23 protein-coding genes are annotated in these 26,405 nt (G+C 62.3%); 16 read left to right on the top strand and 7 right to left on the bottom strand.

Translation table 11 applies throughout. The annotated features are described in order from the left end of the window. Positions 1-8 precede the first annotated feature (8 nt). The 10 genes from QN085_RS18340 to QN085_RS18295 all read left to right on the top strand — a co-directional run bounded on the left by QN085_RS18340 (position 9) and on the right by QN085_RS18295 (position 9,040). Positions 9-383, top strand: coding sequence for a chemotaxis response regulator CheY (locus QN085_RS18340; protein WP_023663319.1), 375 nt, complete (start codon positions 9-11; stop codon positions 381-383). Between the two features lie 20 nt (positions 384-403). After that, on the top strand, positions 404-1,192 hold the full coding sequence (locus QN085_RS18335) for a protein phosphatase CheZ (RefSeq protein WP_023663318.1): 789 nt from the start codon (positions 404-406) through the stop codon (positions 1,190-1,192). A 12-nt stretch (positions 1,193-1,204) separates the two neighbouring features. After that, positions 1,205-3,439, top strand: a complete 2,235-nt coding sequence (locus QN085_RS18330; protein WP_013973582.1) for a chemotaxis protein CheA — start codon at positions 1,205-1,207, stop codon at positions 3,437-3,439. A 46-nt stretch (positions 3,440-3,485) separates the two neighbouring features. Continuing rightward, positions 3,486-4,625 (top strand): protein-glutamate methylesterase/protein-glutamine glutaminase, encoded by a 1,140-nt coding sequence (locus QN085_RS18325; RefSeq protein ID WP_013973581.1) that lies wholly within the window; start codon positions 3,486-3,488, stop codon positions 4,623-4,625. After that, the gene (locus QN085_RS18320) at positions 4,625-5,365 is read left to right on the top strand and encodes a flagellar motor protein (protein ID WP_013973580.1); all 741 of its coding nucleotides are present in this window, start codon (positions 4,625-4,627) and stop codon (positions 5,363-5,365) included. Before QN085_RS18325 ends, QN085_RS18320 begins: the two co-directional genes overlap by 1 nt. A 3-nt stretch (positions 5,366-5,368) precedes the next feature. After that, positions 5,369-6,226 (top strand): flagellar motor protein MotD, encoded by an 858-nt coding sequence (gene motD, locus QN085_RS18315; RefSeq protein ID WP_013973579.1) that lies wholly within the window; start codon positions 5,369-5,371, stop codon positions 6,224-6,226. 214 nt (positions 6,227-6,440) lie between these two features. Continuing rightward, positions 6,441-7,229 (top strand): ParA family protein, encoded by a 789-nt coding sequence (locus QN085_RS18310; RefSeq protein ID WP_024087454.1) that lies wholly within the window; start codon positions 6,441-6,443, stop codon positions 7,227-7,229. Then, positions 7,229-8,122, top strand: coding sequence for a CheW domain-containing protein (locus QN085_RS18305; protein ID WP_196184029.1), 894 nt, complete (start codon positions 7,229-7,231; stop codon positions 8,120-8,122). The genes QN085_RS18310 and QN085_RS18305 overlap by 1 nt, the downstream gene beginning before the upstream one ends. Before the next feature lie 41 nt (positions 8,123-8,163). Continuing rightward, positions 8,164-8,643, top strand: coding sequence for a chemotaxis protein CheW (locus tag QN085_RS18300; protein ID WP_003254393.1), 480 nt, complete (start codon positions 8,164-8,166; stop codon positions 8,641-8,643). A 1-nt stretch (position 8,644) separates the two neighbouring features. Then, positions 8,645-9,040, top strand: a complete 396-nt coding sequence (locus QN085_RS18295) for a DUF2802 domain-containing protein (protein ID WP_023663283.1) — start codon at positions 8,645-8,647, stop codon at positions 9,038-9,040. 56 nt (positions 9,041-9,096) lie between these two features. Here the strand turns inward: QN085_RS18295 and QN085_RS18290 are convergent, their stop codons facing one another. The 3 genes from QN085_RS18290 to QN085_RS18280 are packed head-to-tail and all read right to left on the bottom strand — an operon-like array spanning position 9,097 to position 14,711. Continuing rightward, positions 9,097-10,782, bottom strand: coding sequence for a glycosyltransferase (locus tag QN085_RS18290; protein ID WP_285687710.1), 1,686 nt, complete (start codon positions 10,780-10,782; stop codon positions 9,097-9,099). Between the two features lie 54 nt (positions 10,783-10,836). Further along, positions 10,837-11,961, bottom strand: coding sequence for a dermonecrotic toxin domain-containing protein (locus QN085_RS18285; RefSeq protein WP_285687708.1), 1,125 nt, complete (start codon positions 11,959-11,961; stop codon positions 10,837-10,839). After that, positions 11,958-14,711 carry a dermonecrotic toxin domain-containing protein gene (locus QN085_RS18280; RefSeq protein ID WP_023663285.1) on the bottom strand — a complete coding sequence of 918 codons (2,754 nt, stop codon included), beginning with the start codon at positions 14,709-14,711 and terminating at the stop codon, positions 11,958-11,960. The genes QN085_RS18285 and QN085_RS18280 overlap by 4 nt, the downstream gene beginning before the upstream one ends. Positions 14,712-14,945: 234 nt before the next feature. On the opposite strand from QN085_RS18280, the gene QN085_RS18275 reads away from it, so the two are divergent. The 6 genes from QN085_RS18275 to QN085_RS18250 all read left to right on the top strand — a co-directional run bounded on the left by QN085_RS18275 (position 14,946) and on the right by QN085_RS18250 (position 20,106). Beyond that, positions 14,946-15,521 carry a GNAT family N-acetyltransferase gene (locus QN085_RS18275; RefSeq protein ID WP_013973573.1) on the top strand — a complete coding sequence of 192 codons (576 nt, stop codon included), beginning with the start codon at positions 14,946-14,948 and terminating at the stop codon, positions 15,519-15,521. 75 nt (positions 15,522-15,596) lie between these two features. Beyond that, a complete protein-coding gene (locus QN085_RS18270; RefSeq protein ID WP_023663286.1) occupies positions 15,597-16,319 on the top strand; it encodes an iron-containing redox enzyme family protein in 723 nt (240 codons plus the stop codon). A 23-nt stretch (positions 16,320-16,342) separates the two neighbouring features. Next, entirely contained in the window at positions 16,343-17,572 is a 1,230-nt protein-coding gene (locus QN085_RS18265; RefSeq protein WP_024087451.1) for an MFS transporter, read from the top strand. Positions 17,573-17,622: 50 nt separating this feature from the next. Continuing rightward, the gene (locus QN085_RS18260) at positions 17,623-18,888 is read left to right on the top strand and encodes an aminotransferase class I/II-fold pyridoxal phosphate-dependent enzyme (RefSeq protein ID WP_023663287.1); all 1,266 of its coding nucleotides are present in this window, start codon (positions 17,623-17,625) and stop codon (positions 18,886-18,888) included. Next, positions 18,881-19,108 (top strand): hypothetical protein, encoded by a 228-nt coding sequence (locus tag QN085_RS18255; protein WP_023663288.1) that lies wholly within the window; start codon positions 18,881-18,883, stop codon positions 19,106-19,108. The genes QN085_RS18260 and QN085_RS18255 overlap by 8 nt, the downstream gene beginning before the upstream one ends. Before the next feature lie 83 nt (positions 19,109-19,191). Beyond that, positions 19,192-20,106, top strand: coding sequence for a dienelactone hydrolase family protein (locus tag QN085_RS18250; RefSeq protein ID WP_285687702.1), 915 nt, complete (start codon positions 19,192-19,194; stop codon positions 20,104-20,106). 10 nt (positions 20,107-20,116) lie between these two features. Here QN085_RS18250 and QN085_RS18245 read toward each other — a convergent pair whose 3' ends face one another. The 4 genes from QN085_RS18245 to QN085_RS18230 all read right to left on the bottom strand — a co-directional run bounded on the left by QN085_RS18245 (position 20,117) and on the right by QN085_RS18230 (position 26,118). Continuing rightward, positions 20,117-21,088: a GlxA family transcriptional regulator gene (locus tag QN085_RS18245; RefSeq protein WP_023663289.1), complete on the bottom strand. Its 972-nt coding sequence runs from the start codon at positions 21,086-21,088 to the stop codon at positions 20,117-20,119. A gap of 90 nt (positions 21,089-21,178) precedes the next feature. Beyond that, positions 21,179-21,520, bottom strand: coding sequence for an EscU/YscU/HrcU family type III secretion system export apparatus switch protein (locus QN085_RS18240; RefSeq protein WP_013973567.1), 342 nt, complete (start codon positions 21,518-21,520; stop codon positions 21,179-21,181). Beyond that, positions 21,517-23,073, bottom strand: a complete 1,557-nt coding sequence (gene fliK / locus QN085_RS18235) for a flagellar hook-length control protein FliK (RefSeq protein ID WP_013973566.1) — start codon at positions 23,071-23,073, stop codon at positions 21,517-21,519. The genes QN085_RS18240 and fliK overlap by 4 nt, the downstream gene beginning before the upstream one ends. Positions 23,074-23,250: 177 nt before the next feature. After that, on the bottom strand, positions 23,251-26,118 hold the full coding sequence (locus QN085_RS18230) for a dermonecrotic toxin domain-containing protein (protein WP_023662348.1): 2,868 nt from the start codon (positions 26,116-26,118) through the stop codon (positions 23,251-23,253). Positions 26,119-26,405 lie beyond the last annotated feature (287 nt).

The raw sequence follows: 26,405 nt of genomic DNA, 5'->3' as shown, positions 1-26,405 counted from the left end.
ACAAAGACATGAAAATCCTCATCGTTGACGACTTTTCGACGATGCGGCGGATCATCAAGAACCTGTTGCGTGACCTGGGCTTCACCAACACCGAAGAAGCCGATGACGGCACCACGGCGCTGCCGATGCTGGAGAACGGCCACTACGACTTCCTGGTGACCGACTGGAACATGCCTGGCATGTCCGGCATCGACCTGCTGCGTAAAGTGCGTGCCAGCGACAAGCTGAAGAGCATGCCGGTACTGATGGTGACCGCCGAAGCCAAGCGCGACCAGATCATCGAAGCGGCCCAGGCCGGCGTCAATGGTTACGTGGTCAAGCCGTTCACCGCCCAGGTGCTCAAAGAAAAGATCGAGAAGATCTTCGAACGCGTCAACGGCTGAGTCACGTCAGGGGGCGCGCCATGGATTCATCACAAACGTCTTTGGGCGAGTTCGAATCGACCCTGAAGAAGCATGCCCAGGAGCTGGTCGAAAGCCTGGAGCGGGGCCGTTTCGGCGAGGCGGTGCAGCTGATTCATGAGCTGAACCAGACCCGCGACCGCGGCCTGTACCAGGAAGTCGGCAAGCTGACCCGCGAGCTGCACAGTGCCATCGTCAGTTTCCAGATCGACCCGACCATGCCGCAGGCCGAGGAGGTGTCGCAGATTACCGACGCCACCGAGCGCCTGTCTTACGTGGTCAGGCTTACCGAGGGCGCGGCCAACCGCACCATGGACCTGGTCGAGGAAAGCACCCCGGTGCTCAACGATTTGGCCAGCGAGGCACATGCACTGAGCGCCGACTGGCAGCGTTTCATGCGCCGTGAAGTGGCTGCGCCGGAGTTCCGTGACCTGGTCAAACGCATCGACAGTTTCCTGACGCACAGCGCCGAGGGCAACCGCAAGGTCGCCGGGCACCTCAACGACATTCTGCTGGCCCAGGACTATCAGGACCTGACCGGCCAGGTGATCAAGCGCGTCACCACCCTGGTCACCGAGGTGGAAAGCAACCTGCTCAAACTGGTGCTGATGGCCAGCCAGGTCGACCGCTTCGCGGGCATCCAGCATGACCACGATCAGCTGCGCGCAGAAAAAGATCGAGAAAAACATCCGACTCGGGGTGAAGGTCCGCAGATTCATGCCGATAAGCGTGAAGACGTTGTGTCCGGTCAGGACGATGTCGATGATCTGCTGTCCAGCCTGGGTTTTTAAGGAGCACGTTTGATGAGCTTCGGCGCCGATGAAGAAATCCTCCAGGATTTCCTGGTAGAAGCCGGCGAAATTCTTGAGCAACTGTCCGAGCAACTGGTCGAGCTGGAAAGCCGGCCCGACGATGCCGACCTGCTCAATGCGATCTTTCGCGGTTTCCACACTGTAAAAGGGGGCGCCGGCTTCCTTCAGCTGAACGAGCTGGTGGAGTGCTGCCATATCGCCGAGAACGTGTTCGATGTCCTGCGCAAAGGTGAGCGCCGGGTCGACGCGGAACTGATGGATGTGGTGCTCGAGGCACTGGATACGGTCAACAGCATGTTTGGCCAGGTGCGCGAGCGCACCGAAGTGACCCCGGCTACCCCCGAGCTTTTGGCGGCGCTGTCGCGCCTGGCCGAGCCGGGGGGCGCCGTGGCCGTTGAAGCGCCTGCCGCCGCAGCACCGGCACCGGTTGCCGAAGCGCCTGCCGAGGAGCAGGACATCACCGACAGCGAGTTCGAACAGCTGCTCGATTCGCTCGATGCGGTCAAGGCGCAAGCTGCGGCCGACGAGCAGATGCAGGGCGAGACCGTGAGCGGTGAAGGTGACGAAATCACCGACGCCGAGTTCGAGTCGCTGCTCGACCAGTTGCACGGCAAAGGCCAGTTCAGCGCCGAGGTTGCCGCGCAGCCGGTTGCCAGCGCGCCGGAAGTGGCCAGCGACGAAATTACCGACGCCGAATTCGAATCACTGCTGGACCAGTTGCATGGCAAGGGTACCTTCCAGGCCGATGCCTTGCCCGCTGCCAAGGCGCCGGCGCCTGCTGCAACTGACACCAGTGCAGCCAGCGATGAAATCAGCGAGCACGAGTTCGAGGCGCTGCTGGACCAGTTGCACGGCAAAGGCAAGTTTGGCGGCGACGTGGCCGCCGTCGAAGCCCCGGCTGCAACCAAGGTGCAAGCGCCGGCAGCGGCCAAGGCCGACAGCCAGCCCGTGGCCAAGCCAGCAGCAGCTGCTGCCCCGGCTCCTGCGCCTGCCAGCAAACCTGCTGCAGCACCCCGCGCCCCTGCCCCGGCCGCCGACAAGCATGGCGCCAGCGAAGCGGAAACCACTGTGCGGGTCGATACCGCGCGCCTGGACGAGATCATGAACATGGTCGGCGAACTGGTGCTGGTGCGTAACCGTCTGGTGCGCCTGGGCCTTAACAGCGGTGACGAGGCCATGTCCAAGGCCGTGTCCAACCTCGACGTGGTCACCGCCGACCTGCAGACCGCGGTGATGAAAACCCGCATGCAGCCGATCAAGAAAGTCTTCGGCCGCTTCCCGCGCCTGGTGCGTGACCTGGCCCGCCAGCTCAAGAAAGAAATCAACCTGGAGCTGGTCGGCGAAGAGACCGACCTCGACAAGAACCTGGTCGAGGCCCTGGCCGACCCGTTGGTGCACCTGGTGCGCAATGCCGTCGACCATGGCGTGGAGATGCCCGAGGAGCGTGAAGCCTCCGGCAAGGCGCGTACCGGCCGCGTGGTGCTGTCGGCCGAGCAGGAAGGCGACCACATCCTGCTGTCGATCTCCGACGACGGCAAGGGCATGGACCCTAACATCCTGCGCGCCAAGGCCGTGGAAAAGGGCCTGATGGACAAGGATGCCGCCGAGCGCCTGAGCGAGTCGGACTGCTACAACCTGATCTTCGCCCCGGGCTTCTCGACCAAGACCGAGATTTCCGACGTGTCCGGTCGTGGTGTGGGCATGGACGTGGTGAAGACCAAGATCTCCCAGCTCAACGGCTCGATCAACATCTTCTCGGCCAAGGGCCAAGGCTCGAAGATCGTCATCAAAGTGCCGCTGACCCTGGCGATCATGCCCACCCTGATGGTGATGCTGGGCAACCAGGCGTTTGCCTTCCCGCTGGTCAACGTCAACGAGATTTTCCACCTCGACCTGTCGCGCACCAACGTGGTCGACGGCCAGGAAGTGGTGATCGTACGCGACAAGGCGCTGCCGCTGTTCTACCTCAAGCGCTGGCTGGTCCAGGGCCAGGTGCACGAAGAGCAGCACGAGGGCCACGTGGTGATCCTGTCGGTCGGCACCCAGCGCATCGGCTTTGTCGTCGATCAACTGGTTGGCCAGGAAGAAGTGGTAATCAAGCCGCTGGGCAAGATGCTGCAGGGCACCCCGGGCATGTCCGGGGCCACCATCACCGGCGACGGTCGCATCGCGTTGATTCTCGACGTCCCGAGCATGCTCAAGCGTTACGCCGCGCGGCGTATTTGATTTCGGTGGCGCACCCTGGCGGGTTGCGCCGCCTAATGGAGTGTTTATGGCAGTCAAGGTCCTGGTGGTGGATGATTCCGGTTTCTTCCGCCGCCGCGTCTCGGAAATCCTCTCGGCGGATCCGACGATCCAGGTAGTGGGTACCGCGACCAACGGCAAGGAAGCAATCGACCAGGCGCTGGCGCTGAAGCCCGATGTCATCACCATGGACTACGAAATGCCCATGATGGACGGCATCACCGCGGTGCGGCACATCATGCAGCGCTGCCCGACGCCGGTGTTGATGTTCTCGTCGCTGACCCATGAAGGCGCCCGTGTCACCCTCGATGCGCTGGATGCCGGTGCGGTGGATTACCTGCCGAAGAACTTCGAGGACATCTCGCGCAACCCCGACAAGGTCAAGCAACTGCTGTGCGAGAAGGTGCATACCATTTCCCGCAGCAACCGCCGTTTTGGCAGCTACGCCAGCCATGCGCCGGTTGCCGCACCCGTACCCGCGCCAGCAGGCAGCGGTCACGCAGCTGCCAGCAGTTTCGCCAGCCCGGCAGCGGCGCGCACGCCTGCGCCTGCCCGTGCAGCGGCCCCGGCAGCGGCGCCAGCGCATTCGCCGGCACCCAAGCGCAAGCCATACAAACTGGTGGCCATCGGTACCTCCACGGGCGGCCCGGTCGCCCTGCAGCGGGTGCTGACCCAGCTGCCGGCCAACTTCCCGGCGCCGATCGTACTGATCCAGCACATGCCGGCGGCGTTCACCAAGGCCTTTGCCGAGCGCCTGGACAAGCTGTGCCGCATCAGCGTCAAGGAAGCCGAGGACGGCGACATGCTGCGCCCGGGGCTGGCCCTGCTGGCCCCAGGTGGCAAGCAGATGATGATCGACGGCCGTGGCGCGGTGAAAATCCTGCCCGGTGACGAGCGTCTGAACTACAAACCGTGCGTGGACATCACCTTCGGCTCGGCGGCCAAGTCGTATGGCGACAAGGTGCTGTCGGTGGTGCTTACCGGCATGGGTGCCGATGGTCGTGAAGGGGCGCGCCTGCTCAAGCAGGGCGGCAGCACGGTCTGGGCCCAGGATGAAGCCAGCTGCGTGATCTATGGCATGCCCATGGCCATCGTCAAGGCCAACCTGGCCGACGCGGTGTACAGCCTGGACGAAATCGGCAAGCACCTGGTGGAGGCGTGCGTCTGATGGACGTGCTCAGCCTGATCGGCCTGATCCTCGCGTTTGTCGCCATCGTCGGTGGCAACTTCCTCGAAGGCGGCCATGTCGGCGCCCTGATCAATGGCCCGGCGGCACTGATCGTGCTGGGCGGCACCCTGGCGGCGGCCTTGCTGCAGTCGCCGCTGTCGTCGTTCAAGCGTGCCTTGCAGATTCTGCGCTGGATCCTGTTTCCGCCACGGGTCGACCTGGCGGGCGGGATCGACCGCGTCGTCAACTGGAGCCTGACCGCGCGCAAGGAAGGCCTGCTGGGCCTGGAAGGGGTGGCTGACAGCGAGCCTGACCCTTATGCGCGCAAGGGCCTGCAGCTGCTGGTGGATGGTGCCGAGCCGGAGGCCATCCGCAGCATCCTCGAAGTCGACTTCCTGACCCAGGAAAGCCGTGATATCCAGGCCGCGAAGGTGTTCGAGAGCATGGGCGGCTACGCGCCGACAATCGGCATCATCGGTGCGGTGATGGGCCTGATTCACGTGATGGGCAACCTGGCCGACCCGTCGCAGTTGGGCAACGGCATTGCCGTGGCCTTTGTCGCGACCATCTACGGCGTGGCCAGCGCCAACCTGGTGCTGCTGCCGATCGCCAGCAAGCTCAAGGCCATCGTCATGCGCCAGTCGCGCTACCGCGAGATGCTGCTCGAGGGCCTGCTGTCGATTGCCGAGGGTGAGAACCCGCGCTCGATCGAGCTGAAGCTGCAAGGCTTCATGGAGTAACCCATGCGTCGCCGTCGTCATACCGAGGAGCACGAAAACCACGAACGCTGGCTGGTGTCGTACGCCGACTTCATTACTCTGCTGTTCGCCTTTTTCGTGGTGATGTACTCGATTTCCTCGATCAACGAGGGCAAGTACAAGGTCATTTCCCAGGCCTTGCTCGGGGTGTTCAACGACCCCGAGCGCAGCATGAAGCCGATCCCCATCGGTGAAGAGCGGCCGCTGAGCGTGCGCCCGGCCGAGCCGTTGGTGAAGGACAGCGAGCAGACCGATGCGGGCCTTGGGGCGACCAGTATTGACCCGCTGAAAACCATCAGCGATGACGTGCGCGATGCCTTTGGCGACCTGATCAAGAGCGACCAGATGACTGTGCGCGGCAATGAACTGTGGATCGAGATCGAGCTCAATTCCTCGTTGCTGTTCGGCAGCGGCGATGCCATGCCCAGCGACAAGGCATTTGCGATCATCGAGAAAGTGGCCGGCATTCTCAAGCCGTTCGCCAACCCGGTTCACGTCGAAGGCTTTACCGATAACTTGCCGATCCGCACTGCGCAGTACCCGACCAACTGGGAGTTGTCTTCGGCTCGGGCGGCAAGCATCGTGCGCCTGCTGGCCATGGAAGGGGTCAACCCGGCACGCATGGCCTCGGTCGGCTATGGCGAGTACCAGCCGGTTGCCAGCAACGACACTGCCGAAGGCCGTGCGCGCAATCGCCGCGTGGTGCTGGTGATTTCGCGCAACCTCGAAGTGCGCCGCAGCCTGACTGGCTCGGGCAGTGCCAATGCCACGCCGGATGCTGCATTGCGCCGGGCTGGCACACAAAGTGCACCGGCAACGCCAGCAACGGTGGCGGGGCAGTGATTCGTCAATTCCCCGACGCTGCCAAGTAGTTGAATGTAGCGGTCCTCTGTGGGAGCGGGTTCACCCGCGAAGAAGGTGACACGGTGCATGGCACCGGCTGCGCCGGTGTTCGCGGGTAAACCCGCTCCTACACTGATCGCGCCAGCTTTCCGATGTTGAGCAAGACAGTTGCCCCAGCAGTGTCCCTGCCAAATCAATAGATAGAGTTTGCTTGATGAGAGTCTGGGCAGTAGCCAATCAAAAAGGTGGCGTCGGCAAGACCACCACTACCATCGCCCTGGCCGGCCTGCTGGCCGAGGCCGGCAAGCGCGTGGTCGTCGTCGACCTCGACCCGCACGGCTCGATGACCAGCTATTTCGGGCACAACCCCGATGCCCTGGAGCACAGCTGCTACGACCTGTTCCTGCACAAGGGCACGGTGCCCGAGGGCCTGCCCGGGCAACTGCTGCTGCCTACCAGTGACGAACGCATCTCGCTGTTGCCGTCGAGTACCGCGCTGGCGGTGCTGGAGCGCCAGTCACCGGGGCAGAACGGCCTGGGCCTGGTTATCGCCAAGAGTCTGGCGCAGCTGTGGCAGGATTTCGACTATGCCCTGATCGACAGCCCACCCTTGCTCGGTGTGCTGATGGTCAATGCCCTGGCAGCCAGCCAGCAGCTGGTGATTCCGGTGCAAACCGAATTTCTCGCGGTAAAGGGCCTGGAGCGCATGGTCGGGACCCTGGCCATGGTCAACCGCTCGCGCAAGCAGGCGCTGCCGTACCAGATCGTGCCGACCTTGTTCGACCGCCGCACCCAGGCCTCGCTGGCCACGCTCAAGCTGCTGCGTGACACCTACGGCCAGCATGTGTGGCAGGGCTATATCCCGGTGGATACGCGCCTGCGCGATGCCAGCCGCAAGGGCGTCACGCCCTCGCAATTCGATAGCAAGAGCCGCGGTCTGGTTGCCTACAGGGCGCTGCTCAAGCACCTGCTGACCTACAAGACTACGGCGCAGGTGGCCTGATGACCCAGCCCCGGCAAACCAGTACGCGGCCACAGATGGCCCTACAGTCGTACCTCGACGGCCTGCTGCAGGAAGCCACCGAAGCCGAAGACCTGTTCGAGGCGCCAGCGGCGGCGGACGAGTTCGCCGAAGCGGTGCGCGAAGAGCAGGTGCGTGATGCCTTGCAGCAAGCCAGGCCGGCGTCAGCCGAAGCAACCGTCAGCCCCGCACCACGGCCGTTCGCCGAGCCCAGGCTGGCGGTGCTGCCACAGGTGATGCCGGTGGAGGCACCGGTAGTGACGGTGGTCGAGCGCGAGGTGGTGGCCGAGGCCAGCATCCCGGTGCTGGTCGAGGAGCAGACCGTGGAGGCGGCCGTGCCGCTGGTGGACGTACACCTGCCGGCGCCGCAGGTACCCGTGCCCCCGGCCACGGTCGATGGCCGCCCGGTCTGGGCCGCCGAGCCGTTCGAATGCCTGCTGTTCGACGTGGCGGGCCTGACCCTGGCGGTGCCGCTGGTGTGCCTGGGCTCGATCTACACCCTGGCCGGCCAGGAACTGACACCACTATTCGGCCAGCCGGATTGGTTTCTCGGCATCCTGACCTGCCAGGCCGGCAACCTGAAGGTGCTGGACACCGCGCGCTGGGTGATGCCCGATCGCTACCGCGATGATTTTCGCCAGGGCCTGCAGTACGTGATTTCCGTGCAGGGCTACGAATGGGGGCTGGCCGTACACCAGGTCAGCCGCTCGCTGCGCCTGGACCCGTCCGAGATCAAGTGGCGCAGCCAGCGTGGCCAGCGCCCGTGGCTGGCCGGCACGGTTATTGAACACATGTGTGCGCTGCTCGACGTCGCTGCACTGGCCGAGCTGATCGCCAGTGGTGCGGTCAAGCAGATGCACGCCAAACAGAAATGACACCGAACACACCGCCTATGGCGGATTTTGAGGGTAGGGGAATGAAAAAGTCGTCTGCACAAGGTTCCGAAGATCCGATCCTGCAATGGGTTACCTTCCGTCTGGACAATGAGTCCTACGGCATCAACGTGATGCAGGTGCAGGAAGTGTTGCGCTACACCGAGATCGCCCCGGTGCCGGGTGCACCAAGCTACGTGCTGGGCATCATCAACCTGCGCGGCAACGTGGTGACCGTGATCGACACCCGCCAGCGCTTTGGCCTTATGCCGACTGAAGTCACCGACAACACCCGTATCGTCATCATCGAGGCCGACAAGCAAGTGGTCGGTATCCTGGTCGACAGCGTGGCCGAGGTGGTCTACCTGCGCCAGTCCGAGATCGAGACCGCGCCGAACGTGGGTAACGAAGAGTCGGCCAAGTTCATCCAGGGCGTGTGCAACAAGAACGGCGAACTGCTGATCCTGGTCGAGCTGGACAAGATGATGACCGAGGAAGAGTGGTCCGAGCTGGAGAACATCTGAGTTGATCCTCGAGGTTGCTGTCATCTTCCTGGCGCTGGTCTGGGCGCTGAGCCTGTGGTTTTTCCTCAACTACAGCAAGCGCCAGCGCGAGCTGGCTGCGCAGCAGGCAGCGGGTGACGCGCTGCGTGACCAGCGCATCAAGGACCTGGCCAAGCGCCTGGATGATTACCAGAACGGTACCGTGCGCATGGGCGAGGCGCTGCATGACTTGCGCGTGGCGGTTGCGCCGCTGCCCGACAAGATCCAGCAACTGGAACAGCGCGACCCGCACAACGTCACCTTCACCCAGGCGGCCAAGCTGGTGGGTATGGGCGCCAGCGTGGCCGAGCTGACCGAAAGCTGCGGCCTGACCCAGGCCGAGGCAGAGCTGATGAGCAAGCTGCATCGCAGCAACTGATTGCCATGAGTCTTGTGCGGCCCCAGGCACAGCGGCCGCGCAAGCCCGTCCGGCCGTCAGTAACCCTGAGCGTTTCCGGCCATTGCGACCTCTTCCAGGGGTAGCAACCGCAGCTCTGCACGCCGTTGTGCTGCTTCATCCAGCAGCGCGTCGTAGTTCAGGGTGTGCATGTTTGCCAGGTCCGCCACCTGCCTGAAGGTGTAGAGCTCAGGTAGACGTTGGTCGATCACATGGTTGAGCACCGCGGGCCCGGTTAGTCTGTTGAGTCTTTCGGTATAGGCCTGGAATGCCGCCGCATTCTGTCGCGGAGGTTTGGGGACTTTGTAGAACGCCTGGCCCTCCGGGGTGAGGTAGCGCGCCAGGATCTCGTCGGAAATGGCGTTCAGCACCGGATTACCAGCGCGGCTACCAATCATGCTGGTGTTGTAGCTTGTATACATGCCCAATTGCGCATTGCACACCGGGCTCCTCAACAGCAGCCCGTCGAGGGGCGTGGTGAGCGGTACGCTGTCGATCTTTGCCCGCAGCTGCCCGGTTGCGTCCGGCTCGACCAGCAGATGGTCGTCAATATCCAGGTAGATGCCGCCTTCGCTGTGCAGGACGCGGTAGCGCAAGATGTCCGAGGCCGAGGAGAAGTTGCTCGCCACACCGCCATTCCCTTCCAGCGCAGCCTGGTACTGGTCGAAGTATTCACTTGCCGCGAATTGATGATAGAAAGTCTGCTGCTCCAGTACTGCAACCTTCAATCCCCTGTCGATGCGGGGCTGCAGCAGGGTCATGTTACGTTCGAATGCCTGAGGGTTGGCGTTGGACAGGTAGAGTTTGAGCGTGAAATCGCTGTTGCGCAGTGCCTGCACGTTGTTGTCGAGCGCAGCCAGGTAATCACCGGCGATCATCCTGTCACCCAGCCAGATGTGTAATACCTGTCTGGGGACGGGTATGCCTGGTGCAGTCCCCAGTGCATCGAGGTCGACGGGCAGCTGCAGATCGATACCCAGTGCCCGCAGCGTGCGCGAGCGCGATGTCGGGCTGATTTCCCGCAACGGGTCCGTATCGGGCAGCAGTCGGCTGATCGAGGACTGCAGCGGATCGGCGCTGGCCACATAGTGCTGGGCGCCGCGTGTGCCGTTGGGGTACTTGAGCACGAAACTGTCCTGTCGGGCGTCGTAGTACAGCGGGTGTGGGCCATTCCCCGCATCGCCGATCAGTTCGTCACCTGTGCCGAATGCCTTGCGCCGCGTTACGCAGCGGGCAACGTGTGAGTCCGCGCCGGGCAAGGTGGTGGCCACTTGGTCACCCGCTACTGCCAAGTCCTGGAAATAGGGTGTCATCGCAGGCCCAGGCCAGCGCGGCGGCGAAACCGGGCTCAGCGGGTAGCCTGTGCGGCCGTTGAGCCTCACCGGTTTGATGAAGCCAATAGGGCGTCGGCCGAACAGCGCCTTGGTCGCCTTGACCCCGCGCGCCAGCCCCGGGGCTGCGTTCAGCAGACCGAACACGGCTTGCTCGGCGCCTTCGAGCTGTTGGTCCGGATCCTTGGCGTGCAGCGCCTGGTCCAAGCCCACTGTAAATTGGGCGACCCCCGCCACAGCAGCCAGCGGTAGCAGTCCGGGGACCACCAGCAGAAACGGTGCGGCGAGGTTCATGGTCAGGTAGAAATAGCGGCGCCATGCGGCCTTGGTCACTTCACTGTCCCGCGTGATCAGGAAGTCGGCGTCAGCCTGGCTGCGTTGACGTTGTGCCACCGTAAATGCCTCGAACAGGTTGTATTCGATGCGCGGGCTGAAGGTGTCCGCCTTTTAGTTGATCAGGGTATGCGGGTTCCATACCCTGGCCAGGCGATACACGCTGGTTGCAGGCAGGATGATCTGGCGGGGTGGGAAATCGCCCATGCCCTGAAGTACCCGACGCAACCCCGACCGGCCAATCCTGTCCGGAATATCGCAGGCCCGGAAGTGGGCAAGCAGGGCCGCCCGTTTGTCGGCGTCGCGGCACTGCCTGGCAAGCCACGCACGCATCGCGCCCGGGTTGGCGAACTCATGCAACGGCGCCGCATTGCCCGGTAGGTACAGCAAGGTCAGGCGGCTGCGCATATCGCTCAGGCAAAGGATGTCGCTTGATGGGTAGCCATTGATGTTCAGCAGCCTGGCGTCTACCCCGTTGGCACTGAGGCTGGCGCCGTGGTGCCAGCGTTCCACGCCTGCCGCCCGCCACGCCAGGCTGCGCCCCTGTTCACTGAGGTTGCCCCGCAATGCCTGCCGGTTGCAGGCAGCGAGGAATGCGATGCACGCGCTGACGCTGTACTGGCTGGCGGCATGGGCCCAGAAGTCATCGAGCTGGCGTTTGAATACACCCTGGAAGTCGAGTTGCCAGATGAAGGACTGGAAGGTCGCGGCGTCGAACTGCACATAAGTGCTGGCGTCGTAGCGCATGGGTGCGGTCTGGCGGAAAAGGCCATGGAATTCGGTGTGCACATCGATGTCGTGGTCCAGGCCACTTCCTGGCAATTCATCGACGATCGTCACCTGACCATTGCTGAAGGCCTGGGCCCAGGGCGCTCGACCGTGTGGCAGGGAAAGCTCTGGCAGTACACCAAGCAGGTCGACGGTGGCCGTCCCGCCTCTTAGCAGCAACTGCGCGGTTTGCTCGGCAACCTTGGAGTAGCCGCTTTGCTGCCAGTTGCCAAGTAGCGCTTCGGTCAGGCTCATTTGTTGGACGATCTTGGCCAGCCAGCCCCGCTTGGGAACGAATTTGCAATGCAAGGTCACTGCAAGCGTGTTGTCGGGTTCCACGTCCAGCCGCTGCTGGCTGGCCCATTCGCGGATGGCTGCACTGGCACTGCGGTCAGGGCGAGGCACGGAACCCAGCATTGCCTTGACGTAGTCTTGGCCGGCTGCGCCGACCACAGGTTGGCGCGGGTTCATGTTCGGCTCCAGGAATGGTTGCCACCGACAGTGGCGAAGCGGTTCAGGGGCAGGAGCGTACGCACGGAATCGCGCATGCGTGGCAGATCGACGAACCGGTAGGCATTGATGCGCGGCATCCCATAGAGATTGGTGAGCTGTCGCAGGATGCGCAGGCTCGGCAGTTGCCGATCGACCACGTCGCTGAGCAGGGCAGGGCCGGTGAGGTAGCTCAGGCGCCTGGCATACTCATAGAAATTCCCCGGGTCTTCAGCCAGGCTGGGCTTGCTGTCGTAGAAGTCGCGATTGAGCTGGTAGCGTGCGCACATCTCTTCGGAAATGGCCTCCAGCGTGGGGTTGCCGGGGTGGCTGCCGATAAGGCTGGAATTGTAGAGGCTGTTCATGCTCATCTTTTCATTGGACATGGGCGGTACCAGCAGCAGCCCTGTGGCGTCCGTGCTCAGTTCGACCTGATCGATGGGTTCACCGGCGGGACCTACCGGTTGCCCGTCGATGATCAATGAGTACTCGCCTGGCGCGAGCAAGGTGTCATCGACATCCATGTACAAGCCACCTTCGTGGTGCAGCATCGGGTAGCGCAGCACATCGCATGCCGATGCATAGTTGCTGGCAACGCCGCCGTTGCCATCCAGGGCAGCGTCGTACTGCGCGTAGTATCTGCTTTGTCGAAAAGCCCTGAAGAAGGCCTGCTCCTCCAGCGGCAGAACTTGCAAGCCCGGAGCATGACTGGCCAGCAGCTCCAGGTTTTCGGCATAGGCGTGCCGGGCAGTGCTGGAAAGGAACAACCGTATGCTGTATTCGCTGTCTTGCAACTGCGCTGCGTTCTGGCCCAGATTGGCCAGCAGCTCCGGGCCGATGACCCGGTCACCGACCCAGATGCAGGAGATGCGTTTGGGTATTGGCCAACTGCCCGGCGCTCTGGCAGGTACCTGTAGCGGCAATGGCAGGTCCACGCCCAGCGCCCGCAGGGTGCGGTTGCGCATTGCATGGGTAACCACGCGCCCTTGCGGCGCGGGGCTCAGGTTCCGGCTGTCGGGTACCGCCACGAAGCCTACAGGGTCGACCTGGTTCAGGTCTTCGGCCCGAATGAAAACATCCCGCTCCATGTCGTAGATCATTCTGGCGTTGTAGCCCTTGATGTTCGCTGCCAGGGTGTCTGGCTCACCATCGTACTGGGGCGTACGAATGACTGCGTCGGCAACCGCCTGGTCACAGTCAGGCAGTGGCTCTATCGGGTCGGTGATATGGAAGTAGCTTGCGCCCTCGGGCTCGGGAAAGCGCGGTGGCGAGAGTGGGCTCAGAGGGTAGCCGATCTGTTCATTCAGCCGCGTCGGCGGCGCGAAACCCTCGACCTTGAATTCGAACAATGCCTTGCCCCTTGCGGCAGCGCCTGCTGCCAGGGGCAAGGCGTTGAACAGGCCCCAGGTGATGTTGCCGATACCTTCTTGCTGTTGCTGCAGTGACTTGCCGTTGATTGCCTGGTCGAGCCCCAGGCCAAGCTGGGCGATGCCACCGATGGCCAGCAGCGGCCCCAGGCCGGGTACCACCAGGCACAGTGGCGCCAGCAGGTTGAGCGTAGTGGCCAGGTAGCCACGCCACCTGGCCTTGATGACTTCGCTGTCAGCCGTGATCAGAAACGCGGCGTCGTCGTAGCTGCGCTGACGCTGGCGCTCGGCCAATGCCTGGAAAAGGTCGCCCTTGATCCTTGGGTTGTACCTGGTAGGTCGATAGTTGACATAGGTCTGCGGCGGCCAGGTGCCGTCGTCGTTGAAATAGCCGTGTTCGGGAGGCAGCAGGTGCCGTTCAGGGTAGGCGCCCAGCCCCTCCATGGCAGTGTCCAGGCCGCTGAAGTCGAGGCCTTGCGGGCAATCTGCCAGGCGAAAATGCTGTTTCAGGGCCTGGCGTTTGTTCGGGTCTTTGCATTGTTCGCCGACCCAGGCCTTCAATTCTCGTTCGCTGCTGAACGTCAGCAACGGTGAGCTGTTGCCAGGTACGTACAGCACCGTCAGGTCGGTGGCGGGGTCGTTCAGGTACAGCAGGTCGGTCGCTGCATAGCCGTAGATGCTCAAGGTACTGCATCGCAGCCTGTTACGCCGTGGCATCAGCCCGGCCGCTTGCCAGACCAGTTGCCGTGCAGGCTCGCTGAGGCTGCCCTCGCTGACCTGTCTGTTGCAGGCTGCGATGAAGTTGAGCTTAAGCGCCAGCCTGTGACTGTGCAGATGGTCACGCCAGTACACATCCAGCGCCGCCTTGAAAGGCTGCTGGAAGTCCAGGTTGCTGATGAACTGCTGGAAGGCTTCGGCGCTTACCGGCAAATGGGTGGAAGCGTCGTAGCGTTGCGGGGTAGTGCGCCGAAATAGGCCGTTGAATACTTCGAAGGGCGCCCCGTAGTGATTGAAGACGGGTTGCGGGAGGGTTCCCACCAATCGTATCGGGCCTGCGGGTAACGCACCGGCCCACGGTGCTTGCAGCAGCTTGCCGAACATGTCACTGGCAGACTCACCCTGCCAGTTGCCCAGCAGTGCCTGAGTCAGGCTGGTGCGCTGGCTGATTGCGGCCAGATGGCCACCTGCGCCGTCCGGGCAATAGTGAAGGGTAACGACGTCGAGCTGGTCCGGGTCCAGGTCATGGCCTTGCTTTGCGAGCCATTGGCGGATGGCGCGGTTGGCTTCACGATCGGGGCGAGGCACATGGCCGAGGTGGTCTATAACGTAATGCGTGCCCATCACGTTGATGCGAGTCGAATGCATGGGGGTACCTTGCGCTGAGATGAAGCCGGCAAGGTTGAAGCAGGGGCACGAAAAGACGGTGGTAGATATGTCGGTACGGCGCCTGGCCGATCTCGTCACCCCCTGGCCCTCGGGTGCTGATGGCATTTTGGTCGTGGATGTCACTATCCTTCCGCTTCCTGTCCGGTTCCCTTCTTACCCGGCATCGCACTTAAACGTTTAAATCCCAGCTTGTACGCACAAGGGATTTACGCAATGAACACCCTCTCTTCAAAGCAGGTGGCCCCTGGCGAGCCACAGTTGCAGTGGTTGCGTCAGGCCGACAGCGATACCGCGCCGGCCATCATGCAACTGATCAACAGCACGGTTGGCGATGGCGGTGTTCTGGGTTACGAGCATGAGATGTCTGCCGGGCAGAGCGTCGAATTCACGGCCTCGTTGCAAGAGCGCATCCATGGCGGCAATACCCATGTCCTGCTCGGCCAGGCAATGGCGGGGCCGGCCTGCCTGGTCATTGTTTCGCGCAGCAGCATGCCGAACTGCCGGCATATTGCCGACCTGAGCAAGGGCGTGGTGCACCCGGCCTATCGCGGGACCGGCCTGGTGGCACGGGCTTTCAGCGAAGTCGTGCGCCTGTGCCAGGCCCAAGGTATCGAGCTGTTGACCCTGGATGTACGCGAGGGCACCCGTGCACACCGGTTATGGCAAACCTTCGGCTTCCAGACCTACGGCGTGCTGGACGACTACGCACGTGTCGATGGCGTGAAGCATCGCGGCCATTACATGGCCCAGCCCGTGGAAAGCCTTGCGCTGCGACTCAACCTGGACTGAGTTGCCCTTCGTCGACTCTGCCTGTGGCCATCGCGGTCAACGGCACCTGTCTCTCTCACCCAAGGAACACCCTGAATGGCCTTATCTACTGCAGCCTTTCGCGATCAGCTGGAGCAGAAACTGCACCACCATCTGACCCTGTCCCACCCGATATTCAAGGAACTGCTTGCGCCTGAGGGCAACAGGCCGCTGCTGCGCAAGGTCGCGTTGCAAGGCTATCAGCTCACCAAGTACTTCCTGACCTATGTCGAGCACTTGTTCTTTCATTGCCCGTTGCCTGCCCACAAGCGGGCACTGATCACCAATTGTTTCGAAGAAGAAACCGGCCGGCTTTCCCGCACCGACAACCATGTCGTGCTCATGCAGAATTTCCTGAGGGCGCTCGACATCAGCGATGCCGAGCGTGATGCCGAGCAGCCGCTGCCAGCCACCTGGGAACTGATCGATTTCCGCCTGCAGGCGGTACGTGACCCGGCGCGTTATCACATTGGTGCGGCAGCAGTGATGATCGCCAGCGAAGGGCAAAACCTCGAGACCGTCGCTGGAGATGCACGGCATGTGTTGCTGGGGCGTGCCTATGGCCTGGCCGAACAAGACTTGCTGTTCTTCTCGGTGCACCAGAAGGAAGACGTGGGCCACGTCAATGAAGGCTTGGACCTTGTCTCGCAGTTGTGCAGCACGGCGCAGATGCAAGAAGAGGCGTTGCAGGCTGTAGACCACACCTGCCAGCTGTTCTACGCGATGTACGAAAACATGTACCAGGCGTATTGCCGAGCTCCGCAAGCCGAGGCGGTGTAATGCCCACACGATAAGGATTGGCCATGAAACAGAAATTCAGCTCTACCTTGATCGTCTCGGTGCTGGTCGTCGGCTTCGTGGTGATGTTTCTGTCCAGCGCCTTGAAGGGGTTGTACCAAGTCTACTTCGTCGACCTGGCCTCCCACTTTGGCGAGGGGCGCGCAGCCTTGGCTACCGCAGGATCGCTGTTCGTCCTGACCATTGGCCTGGTATCGCCCGTGGTGGGGTGGCTGAGCGACAGGGTTGGGCCCTTGAGCACGGTGGCCCTGGGCAGTGTCAGCGGCGGGGTGGTGCTGCTGGGCGTGACATTCGCAGGCACGCACCTGCTGGTGTTCACCCTGTTGTACGGCCTGCTCGGCGCCTTTGCCCTCGCTGCGATGACCTATGTACCCATGGGTATTCTGGTCGATCGCCTGGTCGCTGAACGGTTCAAGGCCTTCGCTTTCGCATTCGTCACCAACGGCACCTCCATTGGCTTCATCGTGCTGTCGCCGTTGTGGATCATGCTGCAGCAGAGCGTGCCCTGGCAGTCGGTGTTCTCCTGGGTTGGCCTGATCTTTCTGGTGCCTTTGAGCCTGGCGCTGTATTGGGTATCCCGCACCGTGCCGTTGAAGCCCGACCCGCAGGCGGCAAAGGTCAGGCATCCGGTGATGTTTCTGCTGCGTGACCCGCGCTTCTTCGTGCTGGCCCTCAGTTTCGCCAGTTGTGGTGCCACCATGGCGTTCATCGATGTTCATCTGGTGTCGTTCTGGCAGGGTGAGGCGCTGCCCAGTTCGGTGCAGGCCAGCGGCCTGAGCCTGTTAGGTGTGCTGGAGCTGGTCAGCGGCCTGCTCGCGGGTTGGTTGGCTACCCGCTACAACAAGGGCCTGCTGCTGATGATGTTTTACCTGCTGCGAACCGCTGCGGTCATCGTGCTGCTGACCACGCCCGGGCCCCTCGGAACGTACGTGTTCGCTGTGCTGTTTGGCGCCAGTTACCTTGGAACGGTGGTGCTCACATCTGCCTTCTGCTTCGCGCTGTATGGCGCCGAAATCAAAGGCAAGGTGTTCGGGATGCTGTTCCTGGTACATCAACTTGGCGCGTTGGTGGCCACGCAGCTGGGCGCACTGGATTTCGACCGGCATCAAAGCTATCAGCTGACCTTGGCCGGCCTGGCCACGGCCACGGCGGTGGCTGCCCTGGCATCGTTGTGGCTGATAGCGGTTCGCCCATCAAGCGAAACCCTGGCTGCTCAACTCGCTGAACCTGAATAGTCCACCAATCAATTGCGCATTGTTCAATGCAAACAAGGAGGCGCAAAACCATGCAATCGACCGTGATTGGCCTGGATGATTTCAACGCAACTGATTTCAATGCAACTGGGGCACTGCATGCTAACCGGGTCAGCGACCTGACCGATGTGTTCTGCGAGCCGTTGGCCATGACGTCCGCCTACACCTTCGCTTCAGCGAAAGAGGCTTGCGAGCGCTTCAGCGGGCAACAGCAGGGCAATGTATACAGCCGCTTCACCAACCCGACCGTTCAAGCGTTTGAAAGCCGTGTGGCAGCGTTGGAAAACGCTGAAAGCGCAGTGGCGTTCGCTTCCGGCATGGGCGCTTTCACCGCGCTTTGTCACGCCTTTCTCCAGCAAGGCGACAACATCGTCTGCAGCCGTGACGTGTTCGGCACTACCGTCAATGCCTTCAGCTACTACATGGCCCGTTTCGGGATCGAGGCCCGGTTCGTCGATTTGACAGACCTGGCGCAGTGGAAGTCGGCAATCGACGGCAGGACCCGTCTGGTGGTGTTGGAGTCGCCCTCCAATCCGCTGCTGAAAATCGGTGATATCCGCGCGGTAAGCTCGCTGGCACATGAAAAAGGGGCGTTGCTGGTGGTGGACAACACCTTGCTGACCCCGGTTTTTCAGCGGCCACACACACTGGGAGCGGATTTGGTCATCCACTCCGCTGGCAAGTACATGGATGGCCAAGGGCGTGCATTGGCGGGCGTCGTGACGGGGTCGCAAAGCCTGATGCAGGTGTTGCGGGGTGTTCTGCGTACCTTGGGCATTTCTTGCAGCCCGTTCAACGCCTGGCTGCTGCTCAAAAGCCTGGAAACCCTCGAAGTCAGGATGATGCGGGCACAGCAGAGCGCCTTCGAGCTGGCCCGCTGGCTTAGCCATCAGGAGCTGGTGACCGCGGTGCATTACACCGGCCTGGAGCACCACCCCCAGCATGCATTGGCATGCCGCCAGCAGGACGGCCATGGCGGACTGTTGGCTTTCGAGATCGTCGGGGGCCAGGCCGCAGCTTGGCAATGGATTGACCAACTGCGTTGCGTGGCGCGCTGTACCAACATTGGCGACACCCGCAGCATGGTCACGCATCCAGCTACAACTACACACGGGCGGCTGGACGCACAGGCGCGGCATCAGGCGGGTATCTCGGATGGTTTGATCAGGTTGTGCGTCGGACTGGAGCGTGTGGACGATATCAAGGCCGACCTGCAACAGGCTTTCCAGGCCGTGTCCTTGCAAACATCCATGGCAGCGCCGATCGGCCATAACCGGAACGCGGTATTCAATGGCTGAACTGCTCGCTTCAGGATTCGGCATTGGCGTGTTCGCCGTGGGCGTGCAGATCCTTGCATTGATCGCGGTGTATGGCACGGCCTGCGCGAAGGAAGTGCGTTTCTATGCCGTGGCTTTCGCGCTGGCGAGTTGCGTGATGGCGGGCATGGCGATGCTCGACCCGTTGGCATTCCCCCAATGGCATGTCGACGGCCTGGCAGTAATGGCGATGTGTGGCTGATGCCGGGCGCCGCCAATTTTCTATATCGGGTGCCGGTTCAACACCCGCTCATGACGTTCAGGGGTAACCAGATGTTCAAAGTAATGACCATCAGCTTGGTGCTGGGCTGTGCCCTTCAGTTCGCAACGGCTCGGGCTGAGGTCGCTGCCACCAATAGCGGCACCGTTGCCACGGTCAGCAAACGGCTCGTCTCTTTCTATAGTCAGCCACTGCCATCCGCCGGCAAGGCGATACCGATTCGGGTTCCGGCGGTGTTGTCGTTGCCGGCCAAGGCCGCGGGCCCGGTACCGGCTGTGATCATCCTGCATGGCTCGGCGGGTATGGATTCGCGTGGTCCCTTGCATGGCGGTGACCTCAATGCCCGCGGCATCGCAACGCTGGAGTTGGACATGTGGGGCGCGCGCAGGCTCACTGGCGGTGCACAAGGGCGGCCGCCACGCGTGCACGATACCCTGCCGGACCTGGCAGGCGCCCTGGCTTACCTGGCCAAGCAGCCTGGCGTCGACGGCCAGCGCGTGGGAGTGCTCGGGTTTTCCTGGGGGGGCGTACAGGCCATGCTCGCCGCCTCTGCGCCCATCAACGACGAGCTGGAGCAAGCCTCAGGTATTCGCCCCATCTCGATGGCAGCGTTTTACCCCGTGTGCTGGGGTTACAACCATGTGCCAGGTTATACCTTCAAGCATCTGGCCCCGGCTCGCTTGCTGGTGCTGGTAGGCGAAAACGACCAGTATGACGATGACCCGCGTGCCTGCCCGGCGCTGATTTCAAACCTGCCCAGCGAAGATCAGGCGCGTGCGCAGGTGCTGGTTTACCCCGGCGCAGAGCACGGTTTCAACGGGCTGGAGGCCGCCCAGGAGTATCAGGACCCGTTCCTGCACCGTGGTCAGGGCGGCGTGGGGCGTTCGGCACCTGACCCGGCGGCGCGCGACGCTTCGCGCCAGGCCGTGGTGAAGTTTTTCACCGAAAGCTTCGCCCCGACTGCGATAAGCGAGCGGTAGCAGTCGAAATCTAGGCGCGCTCGTGGGCGAGAGCGTGGCGAAACTGCAGGGGCGGTTGCGGCATTTCCTGGCGCCATGCCAAGCGAAAGGCATGGCTGCTGCCGTAGCCGCAACGTTCGGCAATCTGTTCCACGTTGAGGTGGCTGCTGCGCAAAAGCTCACGGGCCAGGTCGATGCGTTGGGTGCGCAGGTAGCTCTGCAGCGTTTGACCGGTATTGTCGCGGAACAGTCGCGCCAGGTGCCGGTAGCTGACATTGAACTGGCTGGCCAGTTGTTCGAAGCTGAAGTGGGTGCCCAGGTGTGCATCGATGTAGTCCTGGGCCGCATGCACCAACGGGTGGATGTGATTGCGCGCCAGGTCTGCCGCGCGCAGCTGCACATCTTCGCCAGCGCGGCGCCGGTAGATGACCAGCTCCTGCGCCACCTGGTTGGCCACGACCTTGCCAAATTCCAGGCTGACGATGTGCAGTGCCAGGTCAGTTCCGCTGGACACGCCTGCCGAGGTGAACACGCCATCGTCCTCGACGAACAGGCGGTTCTCCAGCACCTTGGCTGCTGGGTAGCGCATTCGAAGCAAATCGACGTAACGATGGTGCGTGGTGCACTGTCGGCCATCCAGCAAGCCAGCTTCGCCCAGCAGGAACGCACCGGTGCATATGGAGCACAGCTTTATATCCGGCGTTTGCCTGACCACCTTCGCCAGCCACAGGGCGGTGGCGGTCAATATCGCTGTTTCGGCGGGTGTCGCAGAGAGCTTGTTGCCCACCACGAACAGCAAGTCCTGCGGTGCGAGCCGCTCAGGCAACTGGTGCAGGCCACTCAGTGTCACGCCCTGAAAACTGCTGACCTGTTGTCTGGCGGCTATGCAACGTACGTTGACCGGTGCCAGCTGGAGTTCTTCGAGGCTCGCCATGATTTGTAGCGGGCCGCCTAGATCAAGGATGTGGGTGCCCGGGAGCAGCAAGAACCAGATGGTACGCATTACAGTATTCCTTACATCGCAATCGCCTGACCTTGAACGGCACGTTACCAACATGGCGCAAAAAGGCAATTTGCATGGATACCATGGCGGTCAGGCGCCTTCGCCTCCGGGCAGCCTTCCGAGCAGCGGTGGGGTAGGCCCTGGGGCGGCAGGTTCGTCATCGAAGCCCGCAGGCACTTTGCCCCGCAGGTGCCAGGCAAAGGCGATGATTTCGGCAATGGTCAGGTACAGCGCCTCCGGTATCTGGTCCCCCAGCTCCAGGCGCGCCAGCAGGCGCACCAGCTCGGCATTTTCGTAGATCGGCACCTCGTGCTCGCGGGCCAATGCCAGGATGACCTCGGCCAGCGCATCGTCGCCCTTGGCGGTGAGGGTAGGGGCTTGCTGCCCGTCGTAGAACAGGGCAATCGCCTGCCGTGCAGGTTGGTGCGTCATGCGTTCTCATCCACCCAGCGTTGTTCAACCCGCGTACGCGGGCCTTGTGGCGGGATACCAGGATGGCATTCCAGATCACCCACATCCAGGCCCCGCGCCAACAGGCGTTCGCGCAAGCTGCCGAGCTGGCTGTCGATCAGCCGGGCTGTCGCCTCGCGTTCCGCCCAAAGCTGGCCACCCAGGCGGCCTTGGCTCAGTTGTGCCTGGACCTGCACCGGGCCAAGGGGCGAGAGGTCGAAAGCCAGCTCGATACGCCACAGGGCTTGCAGCGGGTCGGCTGATTCCTGCTGGCGGTCGGCTTGCTGTTGTGGCGTTTCCTCGCGTTGCAGCTTGACCTGCAACGGGATGAACTCCTGGCCGTGACGGATCGGCACTTCGGTTTGCCAGGTGGTCTGCAGGTTGCCGTTTTCCAGGGTACCGGTTTGTTGCAGGCTGCTCATGGCGTGGCTTTGCAGGCGCGACACGGCAGCGGCGGCCAGGCGCAGCAGTTGTTGCAGGTCGCCTTCGTCTTCCATGGCCTTGAGCAGGCGCGACGGCAGCGGGAATGCGCCCGGCTGCGGCTTGGGGCTGACCCGTTCGAGCATGCCCAGCGCGCTGCGGGCCAGGGCCGGCATGGTTACGGCCAGGCTGGCGGGCGCCAGGTTGGGCGCCCCGGGTATGCTGGCCGGCGCGACGGTGATCAGCCGCAGCAAGTGCGCCTTGAGGTCGGTGGCGACGCTGGCCGGGAGACCGCCCAGCAGTTTGGCTTCGAGAAAGGTACCGCTGTTGTTCAGGGCTTGGGCCACTGCCTTGGCATCACCCAGTTGCCGGGCTTCTGGCAGGCCCGCCAGCAGGCGTTCGGCGCTGGCTCGCAGTTCGCCATCGGCGCCCGGGTCGTGGGCCACCTGTTGCAAGGCATTGAGCAGGCCGGGCAGCGAAGCCTGGCGGTTTTGCTGGGTCAGCAGCTGTTGGGCAATGCTGAGCTGGTCCTGGCGGCCGCTGAGCGGTACGAAACGCAGCGACTGGTCGCCCTGCACCAGCGCGCTGAGCAGGCTACCGACGGCCAGCGGTCGCGGGCTTTCCACGCTCAGGGTTGCGCCGGCCTGGGCACTGTTCAGCAGGCTGACCAGCGCCCGGTAGACGGCGGGCTGGCCGGGCGCCTGGGCCAGCGCCTGGTTGGTCAGGACCTTGCCCTGCAGCAGGGTGCCGACCGGCACCTTGCTGGTGTCCAGCTGAGTGAGGGTGGCGACCTGGCTGGCGCTGGCCTGCTGCAGCATGATCGCCAGGCGGTTGCTTTCGGTCTGGCTGACCGTAACCTGGCTACCCTGGGGCAGGGGCTGGCTGGCGCTGGCTTGCAGCTGGGTCTGGGTGCCGTTGGCCTGCATCAGCCGCAGCACCAGCTGAAAGTCCTGGCCCACCTGGCGCAACGACATGACCTCGGCCTGCGCGGTCTCGCCGGGGGCCATCAAGCCGGGCTGCGGTTGCGTCAGGCGCAGCAGTTCGCCGGTCATGCCCGCCTTGATGGCCTGGGGGCTGATCGCGGTTTGTGCGCCGAGACTGTTGATTTCACTCATGTAGGGTCTACAACCTTTCGAGCTCGCCTGGTTCGCAGCGTGGCGCTGCGTGTCGTCATGCAGTCCGCCCGTTGTTGCCAGTATAACGGCAGCGCTGACAGCGACTTGAGGCGGGAGCCCGGAAAGCGTGCCGGCCTGGAGCTATGAGCCCCAGGCCGGCACACGTCCAGCGTTGTCTCAGTGATTCAGGTTCCTCCAGGCGAACCCGTTGTTCACTCGCACAACTCGGTTCACGCGGAACAGTGACTGGAGGCTGGCTTGCAGCTCTTCATCAGACACTGGCCTCAGGTCCGCGCCCAGCAGCGTAGGTGTCTCCAGCAGCGGGCAGCTGAGCAGCTTGTATATCTGTTTCATTTGCCGATAAGCAGGCAAGGCCCGGTCAACGACGTGATTGAACATTTCAATACCGGTCAAGTTACTCAGCGCCTTGGCATAGGTGGCGTACTTGGCGCCCCGGGCTCCTTGGGCCGGCCAGTTCTGTTTCTGGCTGAAGAATCCTGGGCGGGTGTCCAGCCGACGTTCCATTTCGTCTATGACCCTGCGCAAGGACGGGTTGCGGGGATGGCTGCCAATTACGCTGGTATTGTATTGCTGATGCGCGCCTCTGAATGGGTTGGAGCTCGGCTGCTCGAGCAATAGGCCCTCGGGCGATGCCTCCAACGGCACATTGCCGATCCAGTCGCTGGGTGCGTGGGCATTGACGATACCTGCCGCCGCAGGATGATCAGACGGTGCCAGCAGGTCATTGTTGATATCCATGTACAAGCCGCCTTCGTGATAGAGCGCATGGTATTTCAATATGTCATTGGCTGCGGTTATGTGTGAGGACCCGCGCTCCGGTCCCTCCATGGCGGCATCGTAATAGCGCTTGGAGTACCCCATTTCGCGGTAGAAACCTTGGTGTTCGAGGGGCAATACCTGCAGGTCGGGAGCGACGCGGGCCAAGGCGCGGCTATTCATGACGAAGGCGTCATAGTTTGCGTTGGACAGGTAAAGAACATGAGCAAAGCCGCTCTCGTTGAGCAGCCTGGAATTGCGGCTGATATGCGCGAGCGACGCCGGCGAGATGGGATCACCGCTGGGCCATAGATGGATCACTCTCTTGGGGATAGGCAGCTGATTTACGTGGGTGACCCTCGGCACTTCGACGGGGAGCGGGAGTTCTATACCGAGACTGCGCAGCGTGCTTTCGCGCATGGCGTTGCTAACGTTGCGAGGGCCGTTGAATGCCGGTTGGTATGTGCGCAACCTAGCGTTCTCGGCGATGAAGCGGGTGGGTGCAGCTTCACCCACATCGCTTGACCTGACAAACGCGTCGGCATTCAGGTCGTAGACAAAGTCTGTTTCCGGATTATGCACATCTATCAGCGTGTCCATGCCCGCATGGGTGGTTTGCCGGCGGATTACTGTTTCGCCTGCATGAGGGGGGAGCGGTTCGACCGGCACCGGCTGCTCGAAGTACGCCTGAAAGTTTCTACCACCCCAGCGGGGTCTTGGTGGCCGGGTTGGGCTGAGCGGGTAGCCGATCTGGCCATTTATCCTGCGAGGGGCAACAAAACCGTCGTATTGTGCCCGGAACAGTTGTTGGCTGCCGGCTCTCAGCTCTCCGAGCAGCGGCGCGGCACACAGTGCACCGAATGCAATGTTGGTGACGCCATCCAGTTTCTCTTGCAGGTTCCTGCCATTGATCACTTCATCAAGCCCAACGCCGAACTGCGCGATGCCACCAACAGCAACCAGCCATCCCAGCCCGGGCACCAGAAGCGACAGGGGCGCGAGCAGAGTCAGCGTAAGGTTGAGATAACCTCGCCATTTGGCCTTGATGAGGTCGCTATTGCTGGTGATCAAAAACTGTGCATCTTCGTAGCTGCGCTGTTTGTGCCGCAAGGCGATATGGTCGAACAGGCTGCCCGCTATCACCGGGCTGTAGGTCTCGACCTTATAGTTGATGTACTGGGGGGACCAGCCGCGCGCTGGCACGATCAGATTGTCAATGTACAGGTAGCGCGTGCCCTGGTAATTGCCCAACCCTTCGAGCGTGGCTTGCAACCCTGAGTAGCTAAGCCCGCTTTGCAGGTCTTCGAGACGGAAATGCGCCATCAACGCCTTGCACTTTTCGGCATCCTTGCACTGCTCTACCAACCAGATTTTCATTGCGCCCTGGTTGGCAAACTCATGCACTGGCGAAGAGTTGCCAGGTATATAGAGCAGGGTCAGGCCTGAGGCCCGATCAGTGAGGCAAGGAATATCCGTAGCGACATAGCCATAGAAGTTGAGCATGCGTGCCTCAACCTGGCCGTCATGCGCGGTTTGCGAGTCATCCTCGTTGGCGATACCGGCCGAGCGCCAGGCCAGCTCGCACCCCGCTTGGCTCAGGCTACCTTCCTCGACCTGCTTGTTGCAGGCGGCGATGAAGTTTACGCGTGCCAGCATGGCGAAATCGTCAAATTGGTGCAGCCAATAGTCGTTCAATTGGGTGATGAACTCGTCATGAAAGCTCAAATTCCAGATGAATTGTTGAAACGCTTGCGTGTCGGTGATGATCTGCGTCTGGCGGTTGTATTGCATGGGCTCGGTCTTCCGGAAGAGCCCTTGATACACCAAATGGTCTTCGATCTCGCCAAAGAGGCCGCCTGGGGGGAGTCGATCGACGATATGCACGTGACCATCGGAAAAGGCCTGAGACCAGCTTTCCTGCGTAAGGCTCCATTCCTTGAAAAGGCCTATGAGGTCAAGGGCGACTAGGGCCGTGGGGCGGAGAAGGGGGGCAAGTGAAATGTTCTCCACGCTATTGGATTGATCTTGCCATTTGGACAACAGGGCCTGACTGAGCGGAATTTGCTCAACCACTTGGGCTAGCCAGCCCCCCTCGGGGTTGGGCTTGTAGTGCAAGGTAACTGCCAATGTGGTGTCGGGATCGAGATCGGTTTCCTGAGTCTTGTACCACTGCCTTATTTTTTCGGCGGCGACTCGATCTGGACGAGGAATCAGGGTGAGGTATTTGCGCGTGTGTTGGGCCGCTGATGGGTGCAAATGAGTTGTCATGTCTTGGACCTGCCATGTGAAGGAGTTGGCATGGTCGAGCCCGGGGCGACAGATCTGGAGGTATGTATTTATTGGCCGGGAGACAGTACACCGGGCATGCTCGCCGCGAGGGATTGTGCGGCGAGACTATTGATTTCAGTCATGATTGTATACAACCTGTCGAACCCGCCCTCTTGGCAGCGCGGCGGCGCGTGTAATAATGCCGGCCGTCCGTCGTTGCCAGTATAACGGCAGCGAGGGGGCGACTTGAGATACAGGGCTAGAGGTTGGCGTCGCCTGCTTCGCGG

Source organism: Pseudomonas sp. M2(2023) (assembly GCF_030263955.1).
GTDB lineage: Bacteria > Pseudomonadota > Gammaproteobacteria > Pseudomonadales > Pseudomonadaceae > Aquipseudomonas > Aquipseudomonas asiatica.
Note: the sequence above shows the minus strand (reverse complement) of the source record. Positions and strands in the feature narration are given on the sequence as shown.